The following is an 18309-nucleotide window of genomic DNA, read 5'->3' on the forward strand; positions in this document are numbered from 1 at the left end:
TTGTGTTTTCACCACACCTGGCAAACAAACCCCAACAGTTCAAAAAGCACTCAACCACCCGGGTTGGCACCGCACCTGCATTCGAACCAACCAACAGGCCCACAACGCCCGGTTTCGGCGGCTTCGATGGGTCGAATGCAGCTTTGTTCACCACATGAACTATCCCAGGCAACTGCGGTGTTCATTATCGCGTGGTTTATGGACTATACGGGTCAGCCTTCTGAATTGTCACAGTGCCTAAAAACAGAGTGAATTAGAGATTAGTTCGCGCGCGGATGGAGGCGTTGGGATCTGCATTCAAACCATCGAGAAGCGTTGGGAGCGCTAGATTTTATGGCGTCGATGGTTCGAATGCAGCTTGTTTCAGCAAGGCAACTATTTACCGGTATCTCCGGTCTATGCACAGCGGGGGAGCGGAGTAGTTCAACGTGGCGTTGATGAACCTTGGAGAAGGATGTTTGCGGTCCAGCAGTAGGATAGAAGCCATGTCAGATACTTCTAAGCCTCGAATTTTTAGCATGCGGTGGGAGCAGATCCATTCCGCCTATATCGCCAAGGCGGAACGTAAGGACCGTACTCGCGCTGAGGTAGATGAAGTTATTTCCTGGTTCACGGGATACGAAGTCCCAGGCATCGCTGCGGCTGGGGAACTTACTGTTGAGCAGTTCTTCGAGCAAGCACCAGAGATGAATCCGCATCGCTTTCTTATCACCGGCAGTATCTGCGGCGTGAAAGTTCAGGAGGTGCAGGACCCAGTGATGCAAAAAATTCGCCAGCTCGACAAGCTAATTGACGAACTGGCGAAGGGTAAGGCCTTGGAGAAGATCAAGCGCTCAGACGCTTAACTGCCTCTTTGATTACCTCAGGGCGCTTACAGAACGCGAAACGGACTTTGTAGCGCCATGGTTCGGGGTTATCGGCAAAGGCAGCAAGCGGGATGGCAGCAACCCCGTGTGTCTCGGGGAGCTTTGTACAGAATTCAACTCCGTCCATGCCAGAGGAGCTCACGTCGGCGACTAAATAGTAAGTGCCTTGCGTCTCGTGGACTTGGTAGCCGGCCTTACTTAGGCCATCAACTAGGATGTCGCGGCATTCGGCCAGCTCTTCCACCATGGCCTTCTGCCAGCCCCGCTCATATACCAGCGCGTGGGCCACTGCGGCTTGGAAAGGCGTGGCAGATACAAAGGTCATGAACTGCTTTGCTCTGATGACGCCATCGAGGAGCTCTGGGTGGGCAATGGCCCAGCCGGTCTTCCAGCCGGTGGCGTTGAAGGACTTAGCCGCCGAGCCGACCTTGACCGTACGGGTTTCCATGCCCGGGATGCGCTGGATGTCCACGTGCGTGGCAGAGCCGAAGGTAAGGTCCTCGTAGACCTCGTCGGAAAGCACGAGTAAGTCATGCTCCACGCAGATATCGCGGAGGCCCTCTAGTGCTGCGCGGCTAAATACTGAACCGGTGGGGTTATGCGGAGAATTGACGATCACCATCGCGGTCTTATCCGTCACAGCGGCGCGCACAGAATCGACGTCGAGGTCCCAGCTTTCTCCGGAAGGCTTGAGCGGGACGGGGACACGGGTGGCGTCGGCAAGCGCAATGGCGGCGGCATATGCGTCGTAGTAAGGCTCCAGCACAATGACCTCTTGGCCCGGCTCCACGAGTCCAAGCACGGTCGCGGTGATGGCCTCCGTTGCGCCCGCGGTGACCACGATGGCCTTGCGTGCAACGCAGTAGTGGTGTGCCAAGGCGTCGATAAGCTCAGGGCGCCCGCGCAGGGGAGCGTATTGATTATTTCCCGTCGCAATCTGCTCCTGCGCGATCTCCAGCATGCGCTCTGGCCCATCAGAGTCCGGGAAGCCTTGTCCCAGATTGATGGCGTCATTATCGATTGCCAGCTGGGTCATGGTGGCGAAGATGGTCTCGCCAAATTGCTGCAGACGTTTAACCGTCATTAGAGCACCAAAAGATCGTAACGGGTGGCCTTCACATCATTGAGGCGCTTGCGGGCACGGTCGAGCTTTTGCCACTGGTCTTCCGGGATTGCCTTACGCGCCATGGTGACGACCTCAGCGTCCGGCGTGCCCCATGCAATGGGCATCGGGGTGACCTGCTGCCAGTGTTCTTTATCGCTGTTGTTGCGGTGACCGGAAACTGCGGCAACCGGCAGCTTTGTGCCCACAGTGCGCTTGACACCTGGCACGGAAGTAACGGTGCGCAGGCAAGCTGCCCAACGCGGCGGAAGCCCGGGATCAACGTTGGTGTTCACTAGCGCCATCAGCACCATGTCACGTTCGTTGACCTCAGCTACCACTGCTGGTGCCAGCGGGTAGGAATCATAGAGGTGCTGTGCGGTGCCAACCTGGCGCGCGGCTGCAACGCCCACGATGGCCACGAGGATGCCGAAGAGCAACATACCGAGGCCAATGGTAAATCCCCAGTCCGCATCCACAGTCATGTAGACCGCAGCGGCACCGATGATGAGCAGCAAGCCCATGATGAGGCCGGAGTTGCGCAGGCGCGCGGAATCGCGCAGGAGTTCATTGTTCTTCTTGGCGTAGGTCTCGTCGACCTGAAACTTGAAAATCTTCATCAGGTCATAAGTCTACTTCGTTGACGAGACGGTACGCGTATCCCTGTTCCGCCAAGAAGCGCTGGCGGTGGAGCGCATAGTCCGCATCCACGGAATCACGGGTGACGAGGGTGTAAAACTTTGCTTCCTTACCGTCTTCCTTTGGGCGCAAGAGGCGTCCTAGGCGCTGGGCTTCTTCCTGCCGCGAGCCGAAGGTGCCGGAGACCTGAATAGCTAGGGCAGCTTCGGGAAGATCAATGGAAAAGTTTGCCACCTTGGAGACCACGAGTGTTTGTACCTCGCCGTCGCGGAAAGCTTGGAAGAGCTTTTCCCGCTTGGAGTTCGAGGTCTTGCCGTCGATTACTGGCGCGCCCAAGTGCGAGCCGAGTTCTTCCAGTTGCTCTACGTAACCGCCAATGATGAGTGCTTGCTGGCCAGCATGCTTGGCCAAAATCTTATCCACGGCACGGTGCTTTGCGCTTGACGACGCCGCGATTCGGTAGCGATCCCGCGCCTGCGCCGTGGCATAGAGCATCCGCTCCTCGGCGTCCATGTCAACGCGTACCTCGATGCACTCCGCCGTGGCGATGTAGCCGGCGGCTTCGAGTTCCTTCCACGGGGCGTCGTAGCGCTTGGGGCCGATGAGGGAGAAGACGTCTCCCTCCATCCCGTCCTCGCGGATGAGCGTGGCGGTAAGGCCCAAGCGGCGGCGCGATTGGAGATCCGAAGTCATGCGGAACACGGGAGCAGGAAGCAGGTGGACCTCGTCGTAGATGATTAGACCCCAGTCGCGGGAGTCAAAGAGCTCAAGGGCGCGGTATTCGCCCTTCGTCTTGCGGGTTACCACCTGATAGGTGGCGATTGTGATCGGTTTGATCTCCTTCTTTTCACCGGAGTATTCGCCAACCTCGTTCTCGGTCAACGAGGTACGCCGCAGCAGCTCGTTGCGCCACTGGCGTCCGGCCACTGTATTGGTAACCAGGATCAACGTGGTGGCTTGGGCCTTGGCCATCGCCGCCGCGCCCACGATGGTCTTGCCAGCGCCACAGGGCAGCACGACCACGCCGGAGCCGCCGGACCAGAAGGATTCTGCGGCATAGGATTGGTAATCGCGCAGCGCCCAGCCTTCCTCCACCAAAGAGATGGGGTGGGACTCGCCGTCGACGTAACCGGCAAGATCCTCGGCCGGCCAGTTGGCCTTGAGCAGCTCCTGCTTGAGGCGGCCGCGCTGCGAAGGCGGCACGGCGAAGGTGTTGCCGTCGATGCGAGCGCCCAGCAGCTGGCTGACCTTCTTGTGTCGCGCGAGTTCTTCGAGGATCGGAACCTCGGCAGATTCCAAGATGAGGCCATGCGCCGGATGCGAGTGGAGGCGCACGCGGCCGTAGCGCGACATGGTCTCCGCGACGTCGATAAGCAGCGCCTGCGGAACCGGGAAACGCGAATAACGCTCGAGCACGTCGACCACCTGCTCGGCGTCGTGGCCCGCGGCGCGGGCGTTCCACAGCGCCAGCGGTGTGATGCGATAAGTGTGAACGTGCTCTGGCGCGCGCTCCAGTTCTGCAAAGGGCGAAAGCGCGATGCGGGCTGCGGCAGCGTCTTCGTGGTCGACCTCCAAGAGCACCGTCTTGTCGGATTGTACGATGAGCGGTCCGGGCATCTACTTGCTCCTTTGTGCAGGCTCGCCAATGGTAGAAAGCCAAAAGTATAGCCCCGATCGCCCTGCTGGCGCTAAGCGAGTTCCACGGCAGTGATGCGGTGCAAAGGGAAGCGGATGGTGGAACCATCGGTGCCGGTGGCATCGACCTGACCTCCGGCGACGGACAGCGGCTTTACGGTCCTGGACTTAGAATTGCCGTTCTTATCCGCATAGGTGATCTTGACGGGGCGCCCGCCGCGGGCAGCAGCGTGAAGAACGTCGAGGCTGGATTCGTCCGCTGCGGTGGGCGCGGGTGCTTCGGTATCAAGCAGAGCCTTTGCGACGCTCGTCGGATCCGGGCGAGTAGGGCCAGCCTTGCGAGGTGCCGGAGTAGGTAGTGCATAGGGCTCGAGCGCCATATTCAAGGAAGCACCTGTTTCATCTTCGCCGGCGGGAGCAAGTCCGTGGGCGCGCAGTTTCTCCAGCAGCTCACCGACGCGCACTTGCGATATTGCGACGGTAGGAGCGATGCGGCGCAGTTCTGGCACCGCCCGCACCGCCATTTCGAGAAGGGCGGGATCTTCACTGCGGAGGTACGCCAGCGCAGGGCCGGAGCGCAGCGTGCCGTGGCGCCTATCGACGTCGCGGATGAGAAACTCGAGGGTCTGAGGCACCTCGCTGTGGGCGGCGAAGAAGTCGGTGATCTCTTGCGCCGTCATGCCTACGTCCAAGCCGCGGCGCAGCGTGGACTCGCTAATACGGTAGACGCTGGCTAGGCCTGGTGATTCCAAGTCCGCGAGATCTCCCAACCGGCGATGCGCGCTGGCCTCTAGCGGTCCGGGAACCAAGACCGTGAGATCGCCCTGGATGATGAAGTAGTTCACTTCTTCCGGGGTAAGGGTATGCGTGGCCGCAGGATCCAGCAGCACCTGGGTGGCTTGGCCTAGCGCAATGGCTCCGATCCATTCAGCTTCGGCAACGAGGGCATCGATGGTGGAGGACTTAGTGTGCGTTGTAAAAAGCGGGGCGCGGAAGCGCAGCTCTTCGGAAAACTCCTCTTTGCTAAGTGGGACGGAGGCGTGGGCATAGATGTCCATTACCGTGCGGCGGTGGCGGGCCAAATGCTCAGAGACGCTCTCGGCGGAAAGCAGGCGGCCTTCGGCCCAAGGTTGCCAGGTAGAGGACTGCCAGGCATCGAGGAGCAGGCTCCACTTCTCAGACAGGCCGGCATCTAGCCATTCCTGTGCGCCTTGGGTAGGCGCTAAGAAGTTGCCCTCCAAGCCCTTCGGTTCGCCGCGGCTTAGGAGACGAGCGGAAAAGCCGAGGCAAACCAGGCGGCGCAGCTCCGGCTCTGGGATGCCGAGTTCCTTGGCGAGTTGGGCCTGCGGGCGAACGCCTACAGTCTTGTCTTTCAAAAGCTCGATGGGTCGAGCACCGACAAGATCGATGAGCCTTTCCAGCTCGCGAACTACTTGCAGTCCAGCGGCGGCGCCTGCTTCCCCCGCCTTCTTCTCTAGTGGCGGGGTGCCGGCACGGCCGCTTGGGCGCAGCGGAATGAGCTCGGGGCTGTGTCCCGCCAGCGCGCGACGGGCGGCGCGCGGCAGGCGCACGGTGCGGGAATCGACGCGGGTGAGAATGCCCTTGGTCAAAAGGCGGGGGATTGGGCGCGTGGGATCAGCATCGGGTGCTGCGTCGCGAGTAGCGCCCACTCCGCCAGAGGCGGCCAGGGTTTGCAGAATCCGTGCCTCATCCTCGGGCAGTGCTGCGATCTCCTCGGGGTCGGTGGTGCTCTGATGTAGTAGCGACCACCCGGTGGGAAGCGCCTGCATGAGCCCTGGGGCAAGGCATACGCCCTGTGCTTCCACTTCGAATGCAAGGCCTCGCTCGAGCAGCCGTGCGGTTGGCTCTGGGGCCAAAATTTCTACGGGTTCCAGTTCGCCGCCCCGCAAAGCGATGTCCTCGGCAGTAGCAAGCAACTCGGCATCGCACTGCGCGAGTGCGCGCGCTAGGGAAGTGGTCAGGCTAAGGCGCGTTGCCAACGGGGCGATTCCCGGGGGTAGCGGTGAGAGCACATCGCTGCGATAGCCAAGCAGCGTCGAAAGCTGCTCTTGGTCAAGATCTGCAAGCCACGTGCGGAATTGGACCGCCGCGGAGGAAGTGCTGTGAGGTGGGGTCATGGTGGCGAATAAGTTTAGTGGGTTATCGAGTTACTTTTTGGGCCGGGGTTTGGAATAATAAGGCTTATGTCGAATAAGAAGAATGGCTTCGTATCCCCGGCTTGGCCGAAGAATGAAAATCGCGAGCACGCAATTACCGAAATCTACGCGCCGTTCGCTGGTGCATCCAGCCCGTTCGGTGACGATCTGATCCTGCCAATGCCGGCGGAGAAGCTCAACTACGTGCACCCATACACCCGCGTTAACCGCTAAAAGCTCTTACTGAGAAGAAAATCCTTTAGCCTAACGCAGGCCTAGCTCCACCGCACGCCCTTCAGCGGCCGCCTTGTGGTGGGGCCATTTTTCGTACGCTAAGAAAGCCAAAAGCTCCCAGCCAGAAGGAACTGGAAAGTTCCACCTAGGGCTGGGAGCTTTAAACGCGAATCTGCGCAGCTTTAGTTTGAAAAGCCTTAGAGGTTTTCGATGAGCTGAGCGATCGGATCGATGAACTGGCGGTTCGCGGAGTAGAACGCGTTGAAGTTGTGGCGGTTTGCCTTGTACTGGTTTGCAAACTCAGCCGGGATAGCCAGCCCGTACTTAGCTGCGGTGTCCTCGACCATCTTGTAGAGAGCGTCAACAGCCAGCTCGTCGGAAGGCTGTGCAGCTGCCTGCTGAACTGGAGCCGGTGCTGGAGCCGGTGCTGGAGCCGGTGCCGGTGCGGCATCACGCGGGGTTGGCGCGGAGTTCAGGCCCAAGGAAGCGGAGCAAGCAGGCCATGCGCCCCAGCCCTGGGAAGCCAGGATCTTTTCGGCGACAGCGATCTGCTGCTCACGAGTTGCCTGGTTTGCGGTCGGAGCGTACTGACCGCCACCGAATGCGGACCAGGTCTGGCCGGAGAACTGCAGACCGCCGTAGTAGCCGTTGCCGGTGTTGATTGCCCAGTTTCCGCCGGACTCACACTGTGCGAGGCGGTCCCAATCGGAATCCGGAGCAGCGGATGCGGTCGGTGCCATGATGGCTGCAGCGGCGCCGACGGCGACGGTGGAAGCTGCGAACTTGGTAGCGAACGAGTTGTTCTTAGCGGAGTGGCGTCCCATTAAAAGTATTCCTCTTCTCTAGATTTCTCGCGCCCATGTTGTGCTCAGTCCGGCAAAAGTAATTGCTTTAAAGTTGTCTTGCACAAATATCGGCCGCCACGGGGAAGCCCGGACTGCGTGTGGGGGCGAGACTTCCTCGCTGGCGGCCAAGTGCCTTCCCCAAACAGTAACGGTTTATAACGAAATAGTCACGTAACAGACTCGGTATGGCGTCTTTCCGCTGAGAACTCATCGCATTTTCGCAGGTCGCGACGAAAATGTGAATTAGATCACCGATGTAACGTGTGTTGTTTATGTGACAGCAACTTTAATTGCTGTGTTATAGGAGTTAAAATAATTCTCTTTATTCCCGAGTAAGAAAGCGAGTAGGGGCGTGCCAATCGGCAAAGTTAAGTGGTTTGATGCTGACAAGGGCTTCGGCTTTGTGAGCAACCCCGGCGATGAGGATGTCTACGTCGGCCGCAACGTGCTGCCCGAGGGCGTCGACGAGCTGGTCCAAGGCCAGCGGATCGACTTTGATTTCGCGGCAGGCCGCCGCGGTCCACAGGCACTGCGTGTCAAGGTCTTGGACAAGCCGCGCCGCCGTACTCCTTCCCGTAAGCCGGACGAGCTGTCGAGCATGCTCTCCGATGTAATGACGCTGCTGGAAACCCAGGTGCAGCCGGTGCTGGCGCAGGGGCGCTACCCAGAGCGCAAGACTGGCCGTCAGGTCGCTGAAATCCTGCGTGCCATCGCCAAGGATTTGGATAGCTAAAAATCAAGCAAAAGCGCGAGCCCAACTTCGTCTCCCCTTGTGGGAATCTAGAAGTTGGGCTCGCGCTTTTTACAGGCTGCGTTTATTTGGAAGCAGCCTTGCTCGGCTCGGTGGACTTATCAGGTGCAGCGGTCTTTGTGGCCTCGGCAAGCTCCTTGTCAGACATCGTTGAAAGGGACCACACGGTGCTAAACGGCGCCTCCTCGCCCTTGTCATCGGTGCCAATCATCAGCGAGGAAATCTCGACCACCATCAGGCGCGGACGCTTGCCTGTAGAAGCCTTGATGGGGTCAACAGAACCCGGAACGTCCACGGTAGAAGAATCGCCGGCGCCGTGAATCTGCTCGTCGTTAGCCGCCGGGTCATCGTAGATGGAAAGGATGCGCCACTCGTGGTTGGAGATCTCTTCTGGGATCTCTAGATGCAGGGTGTCATCCTTGCCCACGGTGAGGTTTGGAGCCTCGCCCTCAGGGCATTCGGTGCCCAGCTCGCAGACCATATAAGGTGCAACGTCGAGACTCTTCTCACCCACGCTGGCCTTGACGGTGATGTCCTGCGGCTCAGGACCTGGGCGGCTATTCCACCAATTCTGGAATAAGACCACGGAGACCACAATGACTGCCACGGCGATAATCAGCGCCAAAAGCTGCAGCAGCGACTTCTTCCTTGCTTCCTTACGGGTTGCCATGGCAAAGAATCCTACTCGAAGGTCACGCGATACAAGTCAACCCACCGCTTACCAGTAATCCAGAATTCTTCCGTTCCTGGAATATGGGCGATGCCATTGAGTACATCGTTTTGGGTTTGCGGCCCAGATTTATTCAGTCCCGCAGCATCAATAACCGCGGTGACCTCGCCGCTTGTGGGATCAATGCGCAAAATATCCTCGCTCATCCACACATTCGCAAAGACCTGGCCGTCCACGCATTCCAACTCATTGATCTCTTCTACTGACTGGCCCTCCAGGGTAACGGGGGTCCGCGGTGCAGTTTCTTCGAAAGTTTGGGCATCAAGATGTCGCAGCTCGTTGCTTCCATCAGACATGATGAGCTCAGATTTATCCTCGCCCGCGGCACACAATCCCCAGCCCTCGCCCTCATAGCGAGCGCGGCCGGTCTCTTCGAAGGTCACGGGATCCCGCTTGATGGCCTCGCCCGCCTTCCACGTCAACTGCCAAATCGCATCCTGGGTTTGCGTGATGCCCTCACCGAACAAAGAAGGGGGCAGTGACACTTCCTGCTCGGGCGCCTTCGCGCCGGGTTGCAGGCGCAGTAACCGGGATTGCCCGTATAGTCCTGTTCCCACCAACAGCTTGCCCTCGGGATCAACTTCGAGGCCCTGGGTAAAAGAATTGGGGAGCATGTCAGTGTGTTCCTTGATGGAAACGGATAGATGCTCAACTTCGCGTGGCACGTTTGTTTCTTCTTGAGCCGGCGAATCGCCCTCTGAACTGGTGCAACCGGTAAGCAGGCCGATTGCGCTAAGCGCGCTTAAAACGGCGGTGGAAGTCAAAGCGAGAGAAGATTTAGAAGAACCCATGGAAGTCATTGTGCACGATGTCATGGATAATGTAGTGCGTGACTAAGCAGAATGAGCCAACGAACCCACTTCTTAACAAGACCGCCGTGCGCATCGCTCGCGCTGCAGTGGAAGAAGTAGGAGAGGGCGGCGTCGGCAAGCACCGCGGAGTCGCAGGGCTAGGCCGTAACGTCGCAACCCATCGCTTTGAAGCAGATATGCCAGGCTACCCAGGCTGGGAATGGCAAGCGGTTGTGGCCTGCGCGGAGGGCTCGCGTTTTATCACCGTTAACGAGGTAGCGCTGGTGCCGGGGCAACAGGCACTGCAAGCCCCGGAGTGGGTGCCGTATAACGAGCGCGTGCGTCCGGGAGATTTGGGCCCGGGCGATCTGATGCCGCCTGCGCCTTACGACGAACGCTTGGAAGACGGCAAGCTTTCCGTAAAAGGCTTAGACGAGGCGAAAAAGAGGTGGCGCACTGGCTCCTTTGGCCCTAATACCGAGATGGCCGCGCAAGCGCCGCTGCAGTGTAAGACCTGTGCTTTCTATTTGGAGCTGATGGATAACTTTGGTGTGTGCGCTAACGAATTTTCGGCCGATGGCCGTGTAGTGCACGCAAGTTACGGATGCGGCGCGCATTCGGAGACAAAAATCCGGGAAGAAGGATCCGTGACCGAAACCGCTTTTGATGACGAAAAACCTATCTACTAGCGCTTTCGTGGTTTGCTTTCTGGAGTCGCAAATACTTTACTAAGGCCAGTAAAACTCAATCCTCCTGGCACTAGGTAAAGGGGCTGTCTCAAAGCGATGAACGCTGCTCTCGATCGTTATTTCAAAATCTCTGAACGCGGTTCCACAATCGGAACTGAGGTTCGCGCCGGCGTGGTCTCGTTCTTCGCGATGGCCTACATCATTCTTCTCAACCCGCTCATCCTCGGCACCTCGCCCGATGTTGCGGGCCATACCTTGGGCATTCCGCAGGTCGCCGCAGCTACCGCGTTAATCGCCGGCATCATGACCATTGCCTTCGGCGCGATTGCGCGCTATCCATTCGCCATGGCGGCGGGCCTGGGTATGAATACCTTTGTTGCCGTCACCATGGTCTCCACCAAAGGCTTGGAGTGGAAAGACGCCATGGGCCTGGTGGTACTCGAAGGCATCATCATTGTTTTGCTCGCCATCTCGGGCTTCCGTCAAGCGGTCTTCGATGCCATTCCGGCCTCGATGAAGGCTGCGATGGGTGTGGGCATCGGCATGTTCATCGCCATCATCGGCTTTGTCGATGGCGGTTTTGTAACGCGTGTCCCCGATGCAGCGCACACCACGGTTCCGGTGGGCCTTGGCATCAATGGCTCTATTTCCACCTGGCCGGCTTTCGTCTTCGTCCTAGGCCTTTTGCTTTGTTCCTTCATGGTTATCCGCAAGGTCCGCGGCGGCCTGTTCCTGGGCATCGTCATCACCACTGTCATCGCAATGATCCTGCAGGCCATCTTCGGCTCTGAGGACTGGGGTATGGCAACACCAGAGATTCCTGGTTCCTTGGGCGGCCTGCCGGATCTATCCATCGTGGGCGAGGTCAGCCTCGTGGGTGCTTTTACCAAGCTCGGCGTCGTGGCTACCGTGCTGCTTATCTTCACCCTGCTGCTGACGAACTTCTTCGACGCCATGGGCACTATGAATGGACTGGGCAAGCAGGCAGGGCTGGTCGATGAGAATGACAACCTGCCAGACATGCGCACCGCACTGGTGGTAGAAGGCGCCGGCGCCATCGCCGGCGGTCTGGGCTCGGTTTCCTCCAACACCGTCTTTGCGGATTCCGCAGCCGGCATTGGTGACGGCGCGAAGACCGGCCTGGCCAACATCACCACGGGTGTCATCTTCCTGCTCGCGATGTTTTTGACTCCGCTCTATGAGATCGTTCCTATCGAAGCGGCCGCTCCGGTTCTGGTCATCGTCGGCGTAATGATGGCAAGCCAGCTCAAGGACATCGAATGGACCAAGATGGAAGTTGCCATCCCGGCCTTCCTCACCATCGTGGTCATGCCGTTTACCTACTCCATTGCAAACGGCATCGGCGTGGGTTTCATCGCCTTCGCCCTGATGTCTGCGTTTGCCGGTAAGGCAAAGCAGGTGCACTGGCTCATGTGGCTCATCGCCGCGCTCTTCGTGGTCTACTTCGGCATGGCTCCGCTGACCAACGCGCTAAGCTAGCGTGCATGCGTGAAGTAATTACTGACCCTTTAGACCCTCGCCTTGATGACGTCCGTGACTTGAATAAGTCGGACAAGAAAGGCGAGGGTCTTGTCATTGCCGAAGGTCATCTGGTGGTCTCCCGCCTGGCTGACTCGCGTTTCCCGCTGCGCTGTGTCGTAGGTTTTGGCGCAAAGCTGGATGCCTACGTGGAAAAGTATGGGGATCCAGGTTGCCCGATGTACGAGGTCTCGCGAGAAACTCTCGCGGCCGTCGCCGGCTTTGATATGCACCGTGGGCTGGTGGCTGCCGCAGACCGCGCGCCAGAGCCGAGCTTGGACGAGATCTTGAAGACGGCAAGCACCGTGGTGGTGCTTGAGGGCGTGGGTGACCACGAAAATATCGGCGCCATCTTCCGCAACGCGGCGGGCATGGACGTTGACGCCGTGCTGTTGGGCTCGGGCGCAGCAGACCCGCTCTATCGTCGCTCGGTGCGCGTTTCCATGGGCCATGTGCTGCGTTTGCCTTTTGCCCATCTGAACGGCGGATACACTACGTGGCAGCGTTCCCTGCAGGCGCTTCGCGACGCCGACTTCCGCCTCGTTTCCTTGACCCCGCACCCAGAGGCTGTACACCTGGCAGACGCGCTCAGGGGCGCAACTAAGGCTGCTCTGCTCGTGGGCGCAGAAGGCCCCGGCCTTACCGAACATGCGATGAAGGCCACCGATGTGCGCGCACGCATACCGATGGCCCCAGGTACAGATTCGCTCAACGTGGCTACCTCAGCAGCCATCGCTTTTTATGAGCGCCAGCGCTCCCGAATTGACTTCGAGGTTTGACGCACGTAGCTGCCGATTAGCCCGCCGAGGCGTTTGGCGGTTTCGAGGATTTCCTCGCCAGTGGACTCTGGTTCTTGGTCGTGGGCCTCGTAATCGTCGTAGTCGTTGAAGCCGAGCTTGGACACGGAAGCAGAGGCGATGGTGCCGAGGCTGCGCTCCGGCTTCTTTGGCGCGACCTTGGGCTCGGGCCGTCCGTCGGTGGCATAACCCACGACGTCGAGATCCGGGCCTTGGTCATTTACTTCCACGCCGAGCCAATAAGACTGCGCTGCTTCGGTGATGCCCTGTGGTTCGAAAGGCAGAGAGATACCGCCGACCGGATCGTATTTTTCGCCGGCCCAGAACGGCGCCTCAAAGGGCTCTGGTAGGCCGGAGTCTTCCTGCAGGTTAAAGCGCGTACCGCACAGGCAGCGCTTGAGCTCACCGGCCGTCCAGTGCGCAAAACCGGCATAGCCGGTGCTTTCCTGCGAGACGAAGGCATAGATTTCGAGCGCGGGAACCGCCTTCAAGAGTTGCTCTGGAAGGCGCGAGAGAACCATGGATTCTTCCTCGATGACCGTCTGAACCACGGTAACGCCAGGGTATCCGCCGATGTAGTACTCGCTATCGCCAGCCTGGGCAGAGCGATTGAGAGGAAATTGCCCGATGGGGGTTACGGGCAGGTTGGGATTGAGTTGTGCCAAGAATTTCCGGCCAAAGCCGCGATCGGCCTTTGGCTCCTCCCGCAGCACAGCAGCGGGATCTTCGACAGTGACGTACCAGAGAGTGAGAACAGGTTTAGGGTTCACGGTAAAAACTCGCTTAATTACTTTTCTTGGCTGTCAATCCACTCGCGTTCACTCGCGCGGACGCTTGGCGTTAGAACGCACTCCGAGTAGGACATCTTCCCAGTGCGGGGTCGTAGCGCGGCGACGGCGGCTCTTTGGCTTTGGCTCCGGCGAAGGGTTCTGCAGGAACTCCTCGTCGTTGCCTTCTGCCTTTGGCTTATCTGCCGCAGACTCGGTAGCAGAGGAGGTCTCTGATGCAGAAGCCTGTGTTTCAGCGGCGCCAGCAGGGCGGGCCGCGCCGGTAGCGCCGGAGTCTGTATTGGCGGAGTCCGCTTCGACATCAGCAGGTTGCGGATCCGGTACGACCGTCGGTGCAGTGAAGTCGGTGATGTTGGTGACTGCGCTCGGCGTCTCGCCGTCTATGGCTTTGTCATAGCGCTCGCCGCGGCCGACGGAGGTCAGGGAACGCACTGGCTGTACGAAGTCAGGGTCGGTGAGATCGGCGGCAACGGAGTTGCGGGCCTCCACGGTAGCCGGGGAGGACATGGACTGCTTAAAGGTCCACTCCGCCTCGTTCTCAGAAAGGCCGGCCTTCCACGTGATGCGAAGGATCCACGGTTCGCCCTGATGGCGGTAGGCATCCCAGGTCGACTCCGAGAGGGAGTGGCCGCGTGCGGCAAAGGCCGTGGCGAGAATCTCCCAGAGAGTCAGCTTGGCCGGGCCGTCTTCGCGGATGGGGTGGGCCTGCTTGGCGACGTCGGCAATGCGGGCGCGCTCCAGCAGCACCGGGTGTGCGAAAGGCTCGATGCGGGATTCGGGGGCGCCAATTTCCTCGGCGATCTCTGCGGCAGATGCGCCAGCGCGGATGCGGGCCTGAATTTCCGCCGGGCGCAGGCTGATTGCGTGCGGGCGGGAGTCGCCGTGGTCACGCATGCCAGAGCGCGGCTGCGAAATAGGTGCCGGAGTGGTTGTGGTCAGTTGTGGCGCAGCAGGCGCAGTGGAGTCAGAGGACTCAGCCGCGGTGGATGCCTCGTCGTCATCCTTCTTTGCTTCCGCGTCGCGCTGTTCGTGTTCGCCAGAGGAGGCGGTGCTTGCAGCCGAGTCTGCGTCGCTGGATGCTACAGAATTCACAGAATCTGCAGTATCCGTAGAGTCATCTGCTTCCGCCGCGAACGGGAGCTTGGAGACCTTGCCCCATGCGTCATCCTCTGGCTTAGGTGCGCCTAGAATCTCGCGGAGATCGTCGGTGACGGCCAGGAAAAACTCTTCGCCTTCTTCGGTTTCCATGACCAAAGAAGTAGTGGTTGAGTCGCTTTTTGCGAGGAAGAGCTCGCGCATTGAGGGGCGCTCCTTTTGCTTGTCGACGGATTCGGACAACGGATTTGGATACTGACAGTTTATTTAAAACCGCATCTAGGCATTGCGACTAGTGCAATCGATCCACACCCCAACGGGGCGCGTGTGATGAAATCCACTTTAACCCAGAAAAGCCCCGCGCCTTATGAAGAACGCGGGGCATGTTGGCTGGAAAAGCCCTGTCAGTTGCTCTTAGCGCCTATCCAGAAGGTAGTCGATTGCTTGTGTGAGCTTGGCGACGTCGTCTGGCTCAATCGCGGGGAACATACCAATTCGCAGTTGGTTGCGCCCCAGCTTGCGATAAGGCTCGACATCCACGATGCCGTTCGCTCGCAAGGCCTTGGCTAAGGCCGTAGCATCCACGGTCTCGTCAAAGTCGATGGTTGCCACGACTAACGAGCGGCCAGCGGGCTCGGCGACGAAAGGCTTGGCCTCTTTTCGCGATGCGGCCCAGTCATAAACAATGGTGGAGGAAGCGGTGGTGCGCGTAACCATACCGTCGAGCCCGCCGTTGTCGTTCATCCAGCGGACCTGATTTTCCAGCATCAGAAGAGTAGACACGGCTGGAGTGTTATAGGTCTGGTTCTTGCGCGAGTTATCCACGGCGGTCTGCAGGTTCAGGAAAGCCGGGATATAACGTTGTGCAGCATTAAGCTTTGCGATGCGTTCGATCGTAGCAGGGGAGACCGCCGCGAGCCAGAGCCCACCTTCGGATGCGAAGCACTTCTGCGGCGAGAAATAGTAGACGTCAGCCTCGTCCATCGTGACGGGCAATCCGCCAGCGCCCGACGTCGCATCGATGACAACGAGTTGCTCCGGATTATTTGGCTGTGGGCGCAGCACCTCAACCATCGCGCCCGTCGAGGTCTCATTGTGTGCCCACGCCACAACGTCCGCATCGCCGAAATCCACCGTGCGCGGGTCGGGAGCGGTGCCGGCGGGGAAGTCGTAAACGATGGGCGCTGTGAGCCACGGTGCACCAATACTTGCCTTGGCAAACTTCGAAGAGAACTCTCCGTAGGTCAAATGCGCGGACTTATTTTCGATGAGGCCGAACGTCGCGGCGTCCCAAAAGGCGGTGGCGCCGCCGGCCGAAAGGATAATCTCATAGCCGTCTGGAAGCTTGAATAGTTCTCGCAATCCCTCACGAATCGAACCCACCACGTTTTTCACGGCGGGCTGGCGATGAGAAGTGCCGATTATGGATTTAGCCCCCGCAGTAATTGCCTCAATTTGGGCGGGGCGTACCTTGGAAGGGCCGCATCCGAAGCGACCGTCCGTAGGGAGTAGATCTGCAGGTAAAGTTGGTTCTGTGTGGAGCATGGGGCACAGTCTAACCTAATTTCGGTCATCCTATTGGTAAACGTTAAAAGTTTAGGATGTTGGCAGCGTCACAAATTTTGATAAAGTGTGAAGAGATTTAAAACGTAATGCCGGTTTGGAGCCGGTGTTTTAAGTGTTGAGAAAGGATCAACAAGTGGCTTCTGAAGACAACAAGGTTGTTCTCCACTACCCAGGTGGCGAGTACGAGATGGATATCAAGCAGTCCACCGAAGGTGACTCTGGCTTTGATATTGGCAAGCTTCGCAATGAGACTGGCCTCGTAACCTTTGACCCCGGCTACGCCGCTACCGGCTCCACCGAGTCCAAGATCACCTTCATTAACGGTGAGGAAGGCATCCTGCGCCACCGCGGCTACGACATCGCGGATCTGGCAAACAACGCCACCTTCAACGAGGTTTCCTACCTCCTTATCAAGGGCGAGCTGCCAAACCAGGAGCAGCTGAGCGCTTTTAACGATGAAATTCGCCACCACACCCTGCTGGATGAGGACTTCAAGGCGCAGTTCAACATCTTCCCGCGCAATGCGCACCCGATGGCGGTTCTGGCATCCTCCGTTAACATTCTCTCCACCTATTACCAGGATCAGCTCAACCCACTAGATGAGGAGCAGTTGGACAAGGCAACCGTCCGCCTGCTGGCTAAGGTTCCGATGCTGGCTGCATACGCTTACCGCGCGTCCCAGGGCAAGCCTTACATGTACCCGGACAACAACCTGAACGCACGCGAGAACTTCCTGCGCATGATGTTCGGTTACCCAACCGAGGAGTACAACGTCGATCCAGTCGTCGCGAAGGCTCTGGACAAGCTGCTCATCCTGCACGCAGACCACGAGCAGAACTGCTCCACCTCCACCGTCCGCATGATCGGTTCCGCACAGGCAAACCTCTTCGTTGCTATCGCTGGCGGCATCAACGCTCTGTCCGGCCCGCTGCACGGTGGCGCAAACCAAGCCGTTCTCGAGATGCTCGATGAAATCCAGAAGAACAACGGCGGCGACGCAACCGACTTCATGAACCGCGTGAAGAACAAGGAAAAGGGCGTCCGTCTGATGGGCTTCGGCCACCGCGTGTACAAGAACTACGACCCACGCGCAGCCATCGTCAAGGAGACCGCACACGAGATCCTCGAGCACTTGGGCGGCGACCCAATGCTGGATCTAGCAATGGAGCTCGAGAAGATCGCTCTGGAGGACGAGTACTTCGTTTCCCGCAAGCTGTACCCGAACGTCGACTTCTACACCGGCCTTATCTACCGCGCCATGGGCTTCCCAACGGACTTCTTCACCGTCCTGTTTGCCATCGGCCGCCTTCCGGGTTGGATCGCTCAGTACCGCGAGCAGCTGGAGCTGAACACCAAGATCAACCGTCCGCGTCAGATCTACACCGGCGAGACCTTGCGCACCGTTTCCCCGCGCGCTGAGCGTGCATAATAGGCCCTTTGAATTGCAAGGCTTTAGTCACGAAATGATGACAAATCAAGTCATTGCGTAGGCCAAATAAAGCCGAATCGCAGATGAACCCTTATACTGGGCACACTGCGATTCGGCTTTCGCCGTTCGTGCAGGCCTAGTTCTCGGCCTAAAAGCGAGACAACTAGGCGCCGAATCGATATCACAAACGTTTCCCAAGGAGGATTTTCCCCAATGGATAAGCCCGTAATTGAGGCTCATACTGAGCCGGCCCCGACTGAGCTAGTTATCGAGGACATCATCGTCGGCGACGGCGCAGAGGCACAGCCGGGTGGCTTTGTTGAGGTTCACTACGTGGGCGTCTCGTATGAGGACAACCAGGAATTCGACTCTTCCTGGGGTCGCGGACAGTCCATCGAGTTTCCGCTGACTGGCCTCATTGCAGGTTGGCAGGAAGGTATCCCGGGCATGAAGGTGGGCGGCCGTCGCAAGCTCATCATCCCTCCGGAGAAGGCATACGGCCCAGCTGGCGGAGCGCATCCACTTGCTGGACGCACCTTGGTCTTCGTTATCGACCTGCTGCGTGCGTAAATAACGTTTCTTTTTGGCTCCACCTTTTGCCCGAATTGCTTGGGCAGAAGGTGGGGTTTCTTTTTGTGGGGGCAAGAACTTGAATTT

General features: G+C 58.9%; 18 protein-coding genes. 8 read left to right on the forward strand and 10 right to left on the reverse strand.

Translation table 11 applies throughout. From position 1 onward, the window contains the following. Positions 1-485: 485 nt before the first annotated feature. The gene (locus QKB66_RS00005; RefSeq protein ID WP_414252416.1) at positions 486-845 is read left to right on the forward strand and encodes a DUF2200 domain-containing protein; all 360 of its coding nucleotides are present in this window, start codon (positions 486-488) and stop codon (positions 843-845) included. Here QKB66_RS00005 and QKB66_RS00010 read toward each other — a convergent pair. The 4 genes from QKB66_RS00010 to QKB66_RS00025 all read right to left on the reverse strand — a co-directional run bounded on the left by QKB66_RS00010 (position 826) and on the right by QKB66_RS00025 (position 6380). After that, positions 826-1950 carry an aminotransferase class I/II-fold pyridoxal phosphate-dependent enzyme gene (locus tag QKB66_RS00010; RefSeq protein WP_414252417.1) on the reverse strand — a complete coding sequence of 375 codons (1125 nt, stop codon included), beginning with the start codon at positions 1948-1950 and terminating at the stop codon, positions 826-828. The genes QKB66_RS00005 and QKB66_RS00010 overlap by 20 nt on opposite strands. Further along, entirely contained in the window at positions 1950-2588 is a 639-nt protein-coding gene (locus QKB66_RS00015) for a DUF3239 domain-containing protein (RefSeq protein ID WP_061921125.1), read from the reverse strand. The genes QKB66_RS00010 and QKB66_RS00015 overlap by 1 nt, the downstream gene beginning before the upstream one ends. 4 nt (positions 2589-2592) lie before the next feature. Then, entirely contained in the window at positions 2593-4224 is a 1632-nt protein-coding gene (locus QKB66_RS00020; RefSeq protein ID WP_248091209.1) for a DNA repair helicase XPB, read from the reverse strand. 71 nt (positions 4225-4295) lie between these two features. Then, complete coding sequence (locus QKB66_RS00025; RefSeq protein ID WP_414252418.1) at positions 4296-6380, reverse strand: helicase-associated domain-containing protein; 2085 nt, start codon at positions 6378-6380, stop codon at positions 4296-4298. Positions 6381-6446: 66 nt separating this feature from the next. On the opposite strand from QKB66_RS00025, the gene QKB66_RS00030 reads away from it, so the two are divergent. After that, the gene (locus QKB66_RS00030; RefSeq protein ID WP_061921131.1) at positions 6447-6632 is read left to right on the forward strand and encodes a hypothetical protein; all 186 of its coding nucleotides are present in this window, start codon (positions 6447-6449) and stop codon (positions 6630-6632) included. A gap of 197 nt (positions 6633-6829) precedes the next feature. On the opposite strand, the gene QKB66_RS00035 is transcribed toward QKB66_RS00030, so the two are convergent. Continuing rightward, on the reverse strand, positions 6830-7456 hold the full coding sequence (locus QKB66_RS00035; RefSeq protein WP_248091202.1) for a resuscitation-promoting factor Rpf1 domain-containing protein: 627 nt from the start codon (positions 7454-7456) through the stop codon (positions 6830-6832). 373 nt (positions 7457-7829) lie between these two features. Between QKB66_RS00035 and QKB66_RS00040 the strand changes: the two genes are divergently transcribed. Beyond that, positions 7830-8210 carry a cold-shock protein gene (locus tag QKB66_RS00040; RefSeq protein WP_061921135.1) on the forward strand — a complete coding sequence of 127 codons (381 nt, stop codon included), beginning with the start codon at positions 7830-7832 and terminating at the stop codon, positions 8208-8210. 82 nt (positions 8211-8292) lie between these two features. Here the strand turns inward: QKB66_RS00040 and QKB66_RS00045 are convergent, their stop codons facing one another. Continuing rightward, on the reverse strand, positions 8293-8898 hold the full coding sequence (locus QKB66_RS00045) for a DUF2771 domain-containing protein (protein ID WP_414252419.1): 606 nt from the start codon (positions 8896-8898) through the stop codon (positions 8293-8295). A gap of 11 nt (positions 8899-8909) precedes the next feature. Then, the gene (locus tag QKB66_RS00050) at positions 8910-9749 is read right to left on the reverse strand and encodes a glutaminyl-peptide cyclotransferase (protein ID WP_311518817.1); all 840 of its coding nucleotides are present in this window, start codon (positions 9747-9749) and stop codon (positions 8910-8912) included. A 38-nt stretch (positions 9750-9787) separates the two neighbouring features. On the opposite strand from QKB66_RS00050, the gene QKB66_RS00055 reads away from it, so the two are divergent. From QKB66_RS00055 to QKB66_RS00065, 3 genes are all read left to right on the forward strand, one after another. Beyond that, positions 9788-10438 carry a DUF3027 domain-containing protein gene (locus QKB66_RS00055; RefSeq protein ID WP_061921139.1) on the forward strand — a complete coding sequence of 217 codons (651 nt, stop codon included), beginning with the start codon at positions 9788-9790 and terminating at the stop codon, positions 10436-10438. A gap of 96 nt (positions 10439-10534) precedes the next feature. Further along, entirely contained in the window at positions 10535-11938 is a 1404-nt protein-coding gene (locus QKB66_RS00060) for an NCS2 family permease (RefSeq protein ID WP_061921141.1), read from the forward strand. 5 nt (positions 11939-11943) lie between these two features. Continuing rightward, positions 11944-12756, forward strand: coding sequence for a TrmH family RNA methyltransferase (locus QKB66_RS00065; protein ID WP_414252420.1), 813 nt, complete (start codon positions 11944-11946; stop codon positions 12754-12756). Here the strand turns inward: QKB66_RS00065 and QKB66_RS00070 are convergent. The 3 genes from QKB66_RS00070 to serC form a co-directional block, all read right to left on the reverse strand. Beyond that, complete coding sequence (locus QKB66_RS00070) at positions 12717-13544, reverse strand: DUF6928 family protein (protein ID WP_239240718.1); 828 nt, start codon at positions 13542-13544, stop codon at positions 12717-12719. The genes QKB66_RS00065 and QKB66_RS00070 overlap by 40 nt on opposite strands. 48 nt (positions 13545-13592) lie before the next feature. Continuing rightward, positions 13593-14861, reverse strand: a complete 1269-nt coding sequence (gene sepH / locus QKB66_RS00075) for a septation protein SepH (RefSeq protein ID WP_414252421.1) — start codon at positions 14859-14861, stop codon at positions 13593-13595. Positions 14862-15071: 210 nt separating this feature from the next. Next, positions 15072-16202, reverse strand: a complete 1131-nt coding sequence (gene serC / locus QKB66_RS00080) for a phosphoserine transaminase (protein ID WP_414252422.1) — start codon at positions 16200-16202, stop codon at positions 15072-15074. Between the two features lie 154 nt (positions 16203-16356). On the opposite strand from serC, the gene QKB66_RS00085 reads away from it, so the two are divergent. Then, positions 16357-17652 (forward strand): citrate synthase, encoded by a 1296-nt coding sequence (locus QKB66_RS00085; protein WP_082778565.1) that lies wholly within the window; start codon positions 16357-16359, stop codon positions 17650-17652. Positions 17653-17865: 213 nt separating this feature from the next. Continuing rightward, positions 17866-18222 (forward strand): FKBP-type peptidyl-prolyl cis-trans isomerase, encoded by a 357-nt coding sequence (locus QKB66_RS00090; RefSeq protein WP_061921152.1) that lies wholly within the window; start codon positions 17866-17868, stop codon positions 18220-18222. The last annotated feature ends 87 nt before the right edge of the window (positions 18223-18309 follow it).

Origin of the sequence: Corynebacterium sp. c25Ua_89, from assembly GCF_047459735.1 — a bacterium.
Classification (GTDB): Bacteria; Actinomycetota; Actinomycetes; order Mycobacteriales; family Mycobacteriaceae; genus Corynebacterium; species Corynebacterium simulans.

Bases quoted from the DNA above. Each gene is read 5' to 3' on its own strand.
- QKB66_RS00005 (WP_414252416.1), top strand. From the start codon at position 486: ATGTCAGATACTTCTAAGCCTCGAATTTTTAGCATGCGGTGGGAGCAG.
- QKB66_RS00010 (WP_414252417.1), bottom strand. From the start codon at position 1,950: ATGACGGTTAAACGTCTGCAGCAATTTGGCGAGACCATCTTCGCCACC.
- QKB66_RS00015 (WP_061921125.1), bottom strand. From the start codon at position 2,588: ATGAAGATTTTCAAGTTTCAGGTCGACGAGACCTACGCCAAGAAGAAC.
- QKB66_RS00020 (WP_248091209.1), bottom strand. From the start codon at position 4,224: ATGCCCGGACCGCTCATCGTACAATCCGACAAGACGGTGCTCTTGGAG.
- QKB66_RS00025 (WP_414252418.1), bottom strand. From the start codon at position 6,380: ATGACCCCACCTCACAGCACTTCCTCCGCGGCGGTCCAATTCCGCACG.
- QKB66_RS00030 (WP_061921131.1), top strand. From the start codon at position 6,447: ATGTCGAATAAGAAGAATGGCTTCGTATCCCCGGCTTGGCCGAAGAAT.
- QKB66_RS00035 (WP_248091202.1), bottom strand. From the start codon at position 7,456: ATGGGACGCCACTCCGCTAAGAACAACTCGTTCGCTACCAAGTTCGCA.
- QKB66_RS00045 (WP_414252419.1), bottom strand. From the start codon at position 8,898: ATGGCAACCCGTAAGGAAGCAAGGAAGAAGTCGCTGCTGCAGCTTTTG.
- QKB66_RS00050 (WP_311518817.1), bottom strand. From the start codon at position 9,749: ATGGGTTCTTCTAAATCTTCTCTCGCTTTGACTTCCACCGCCGTTTTA.
- QKB66_RS00060 (WP_061921141.1), top strand. From the start codon at position 10,535: ATGAACGCTGCTCTCGATCGTTATTTCAAAATCTCTGAACGCGGTTCC.
- QKB66_RS00065 (WP_414252420.1), top strand. From the start codon at position 11,944: ATGCGTGAAGTAATTACTGACCCTTTAGACCCTCGCCTTGATGACGTC.
- sepH (WP_414252421.1), bottom strand. From the start codon at position 14,861: ATGCGCGAGCTCTTCCTCGCAAAAAGCGACTCAACCACTACTTCTTTG.
- serC (WP_414252422.1), bottom strand. From the start codon at position 16,202: ATGCTCCACACAGAACCAACTTTACCTGCAGATCTACTCCCTACGGAC.
- QKB66_RS00090 (WP_061921152.1), top strand. From the start codon at position 17,866: ATGGATAAGCCCGTAATTGAGGCTCATACTGAGCCGGCCCCGACTGAG.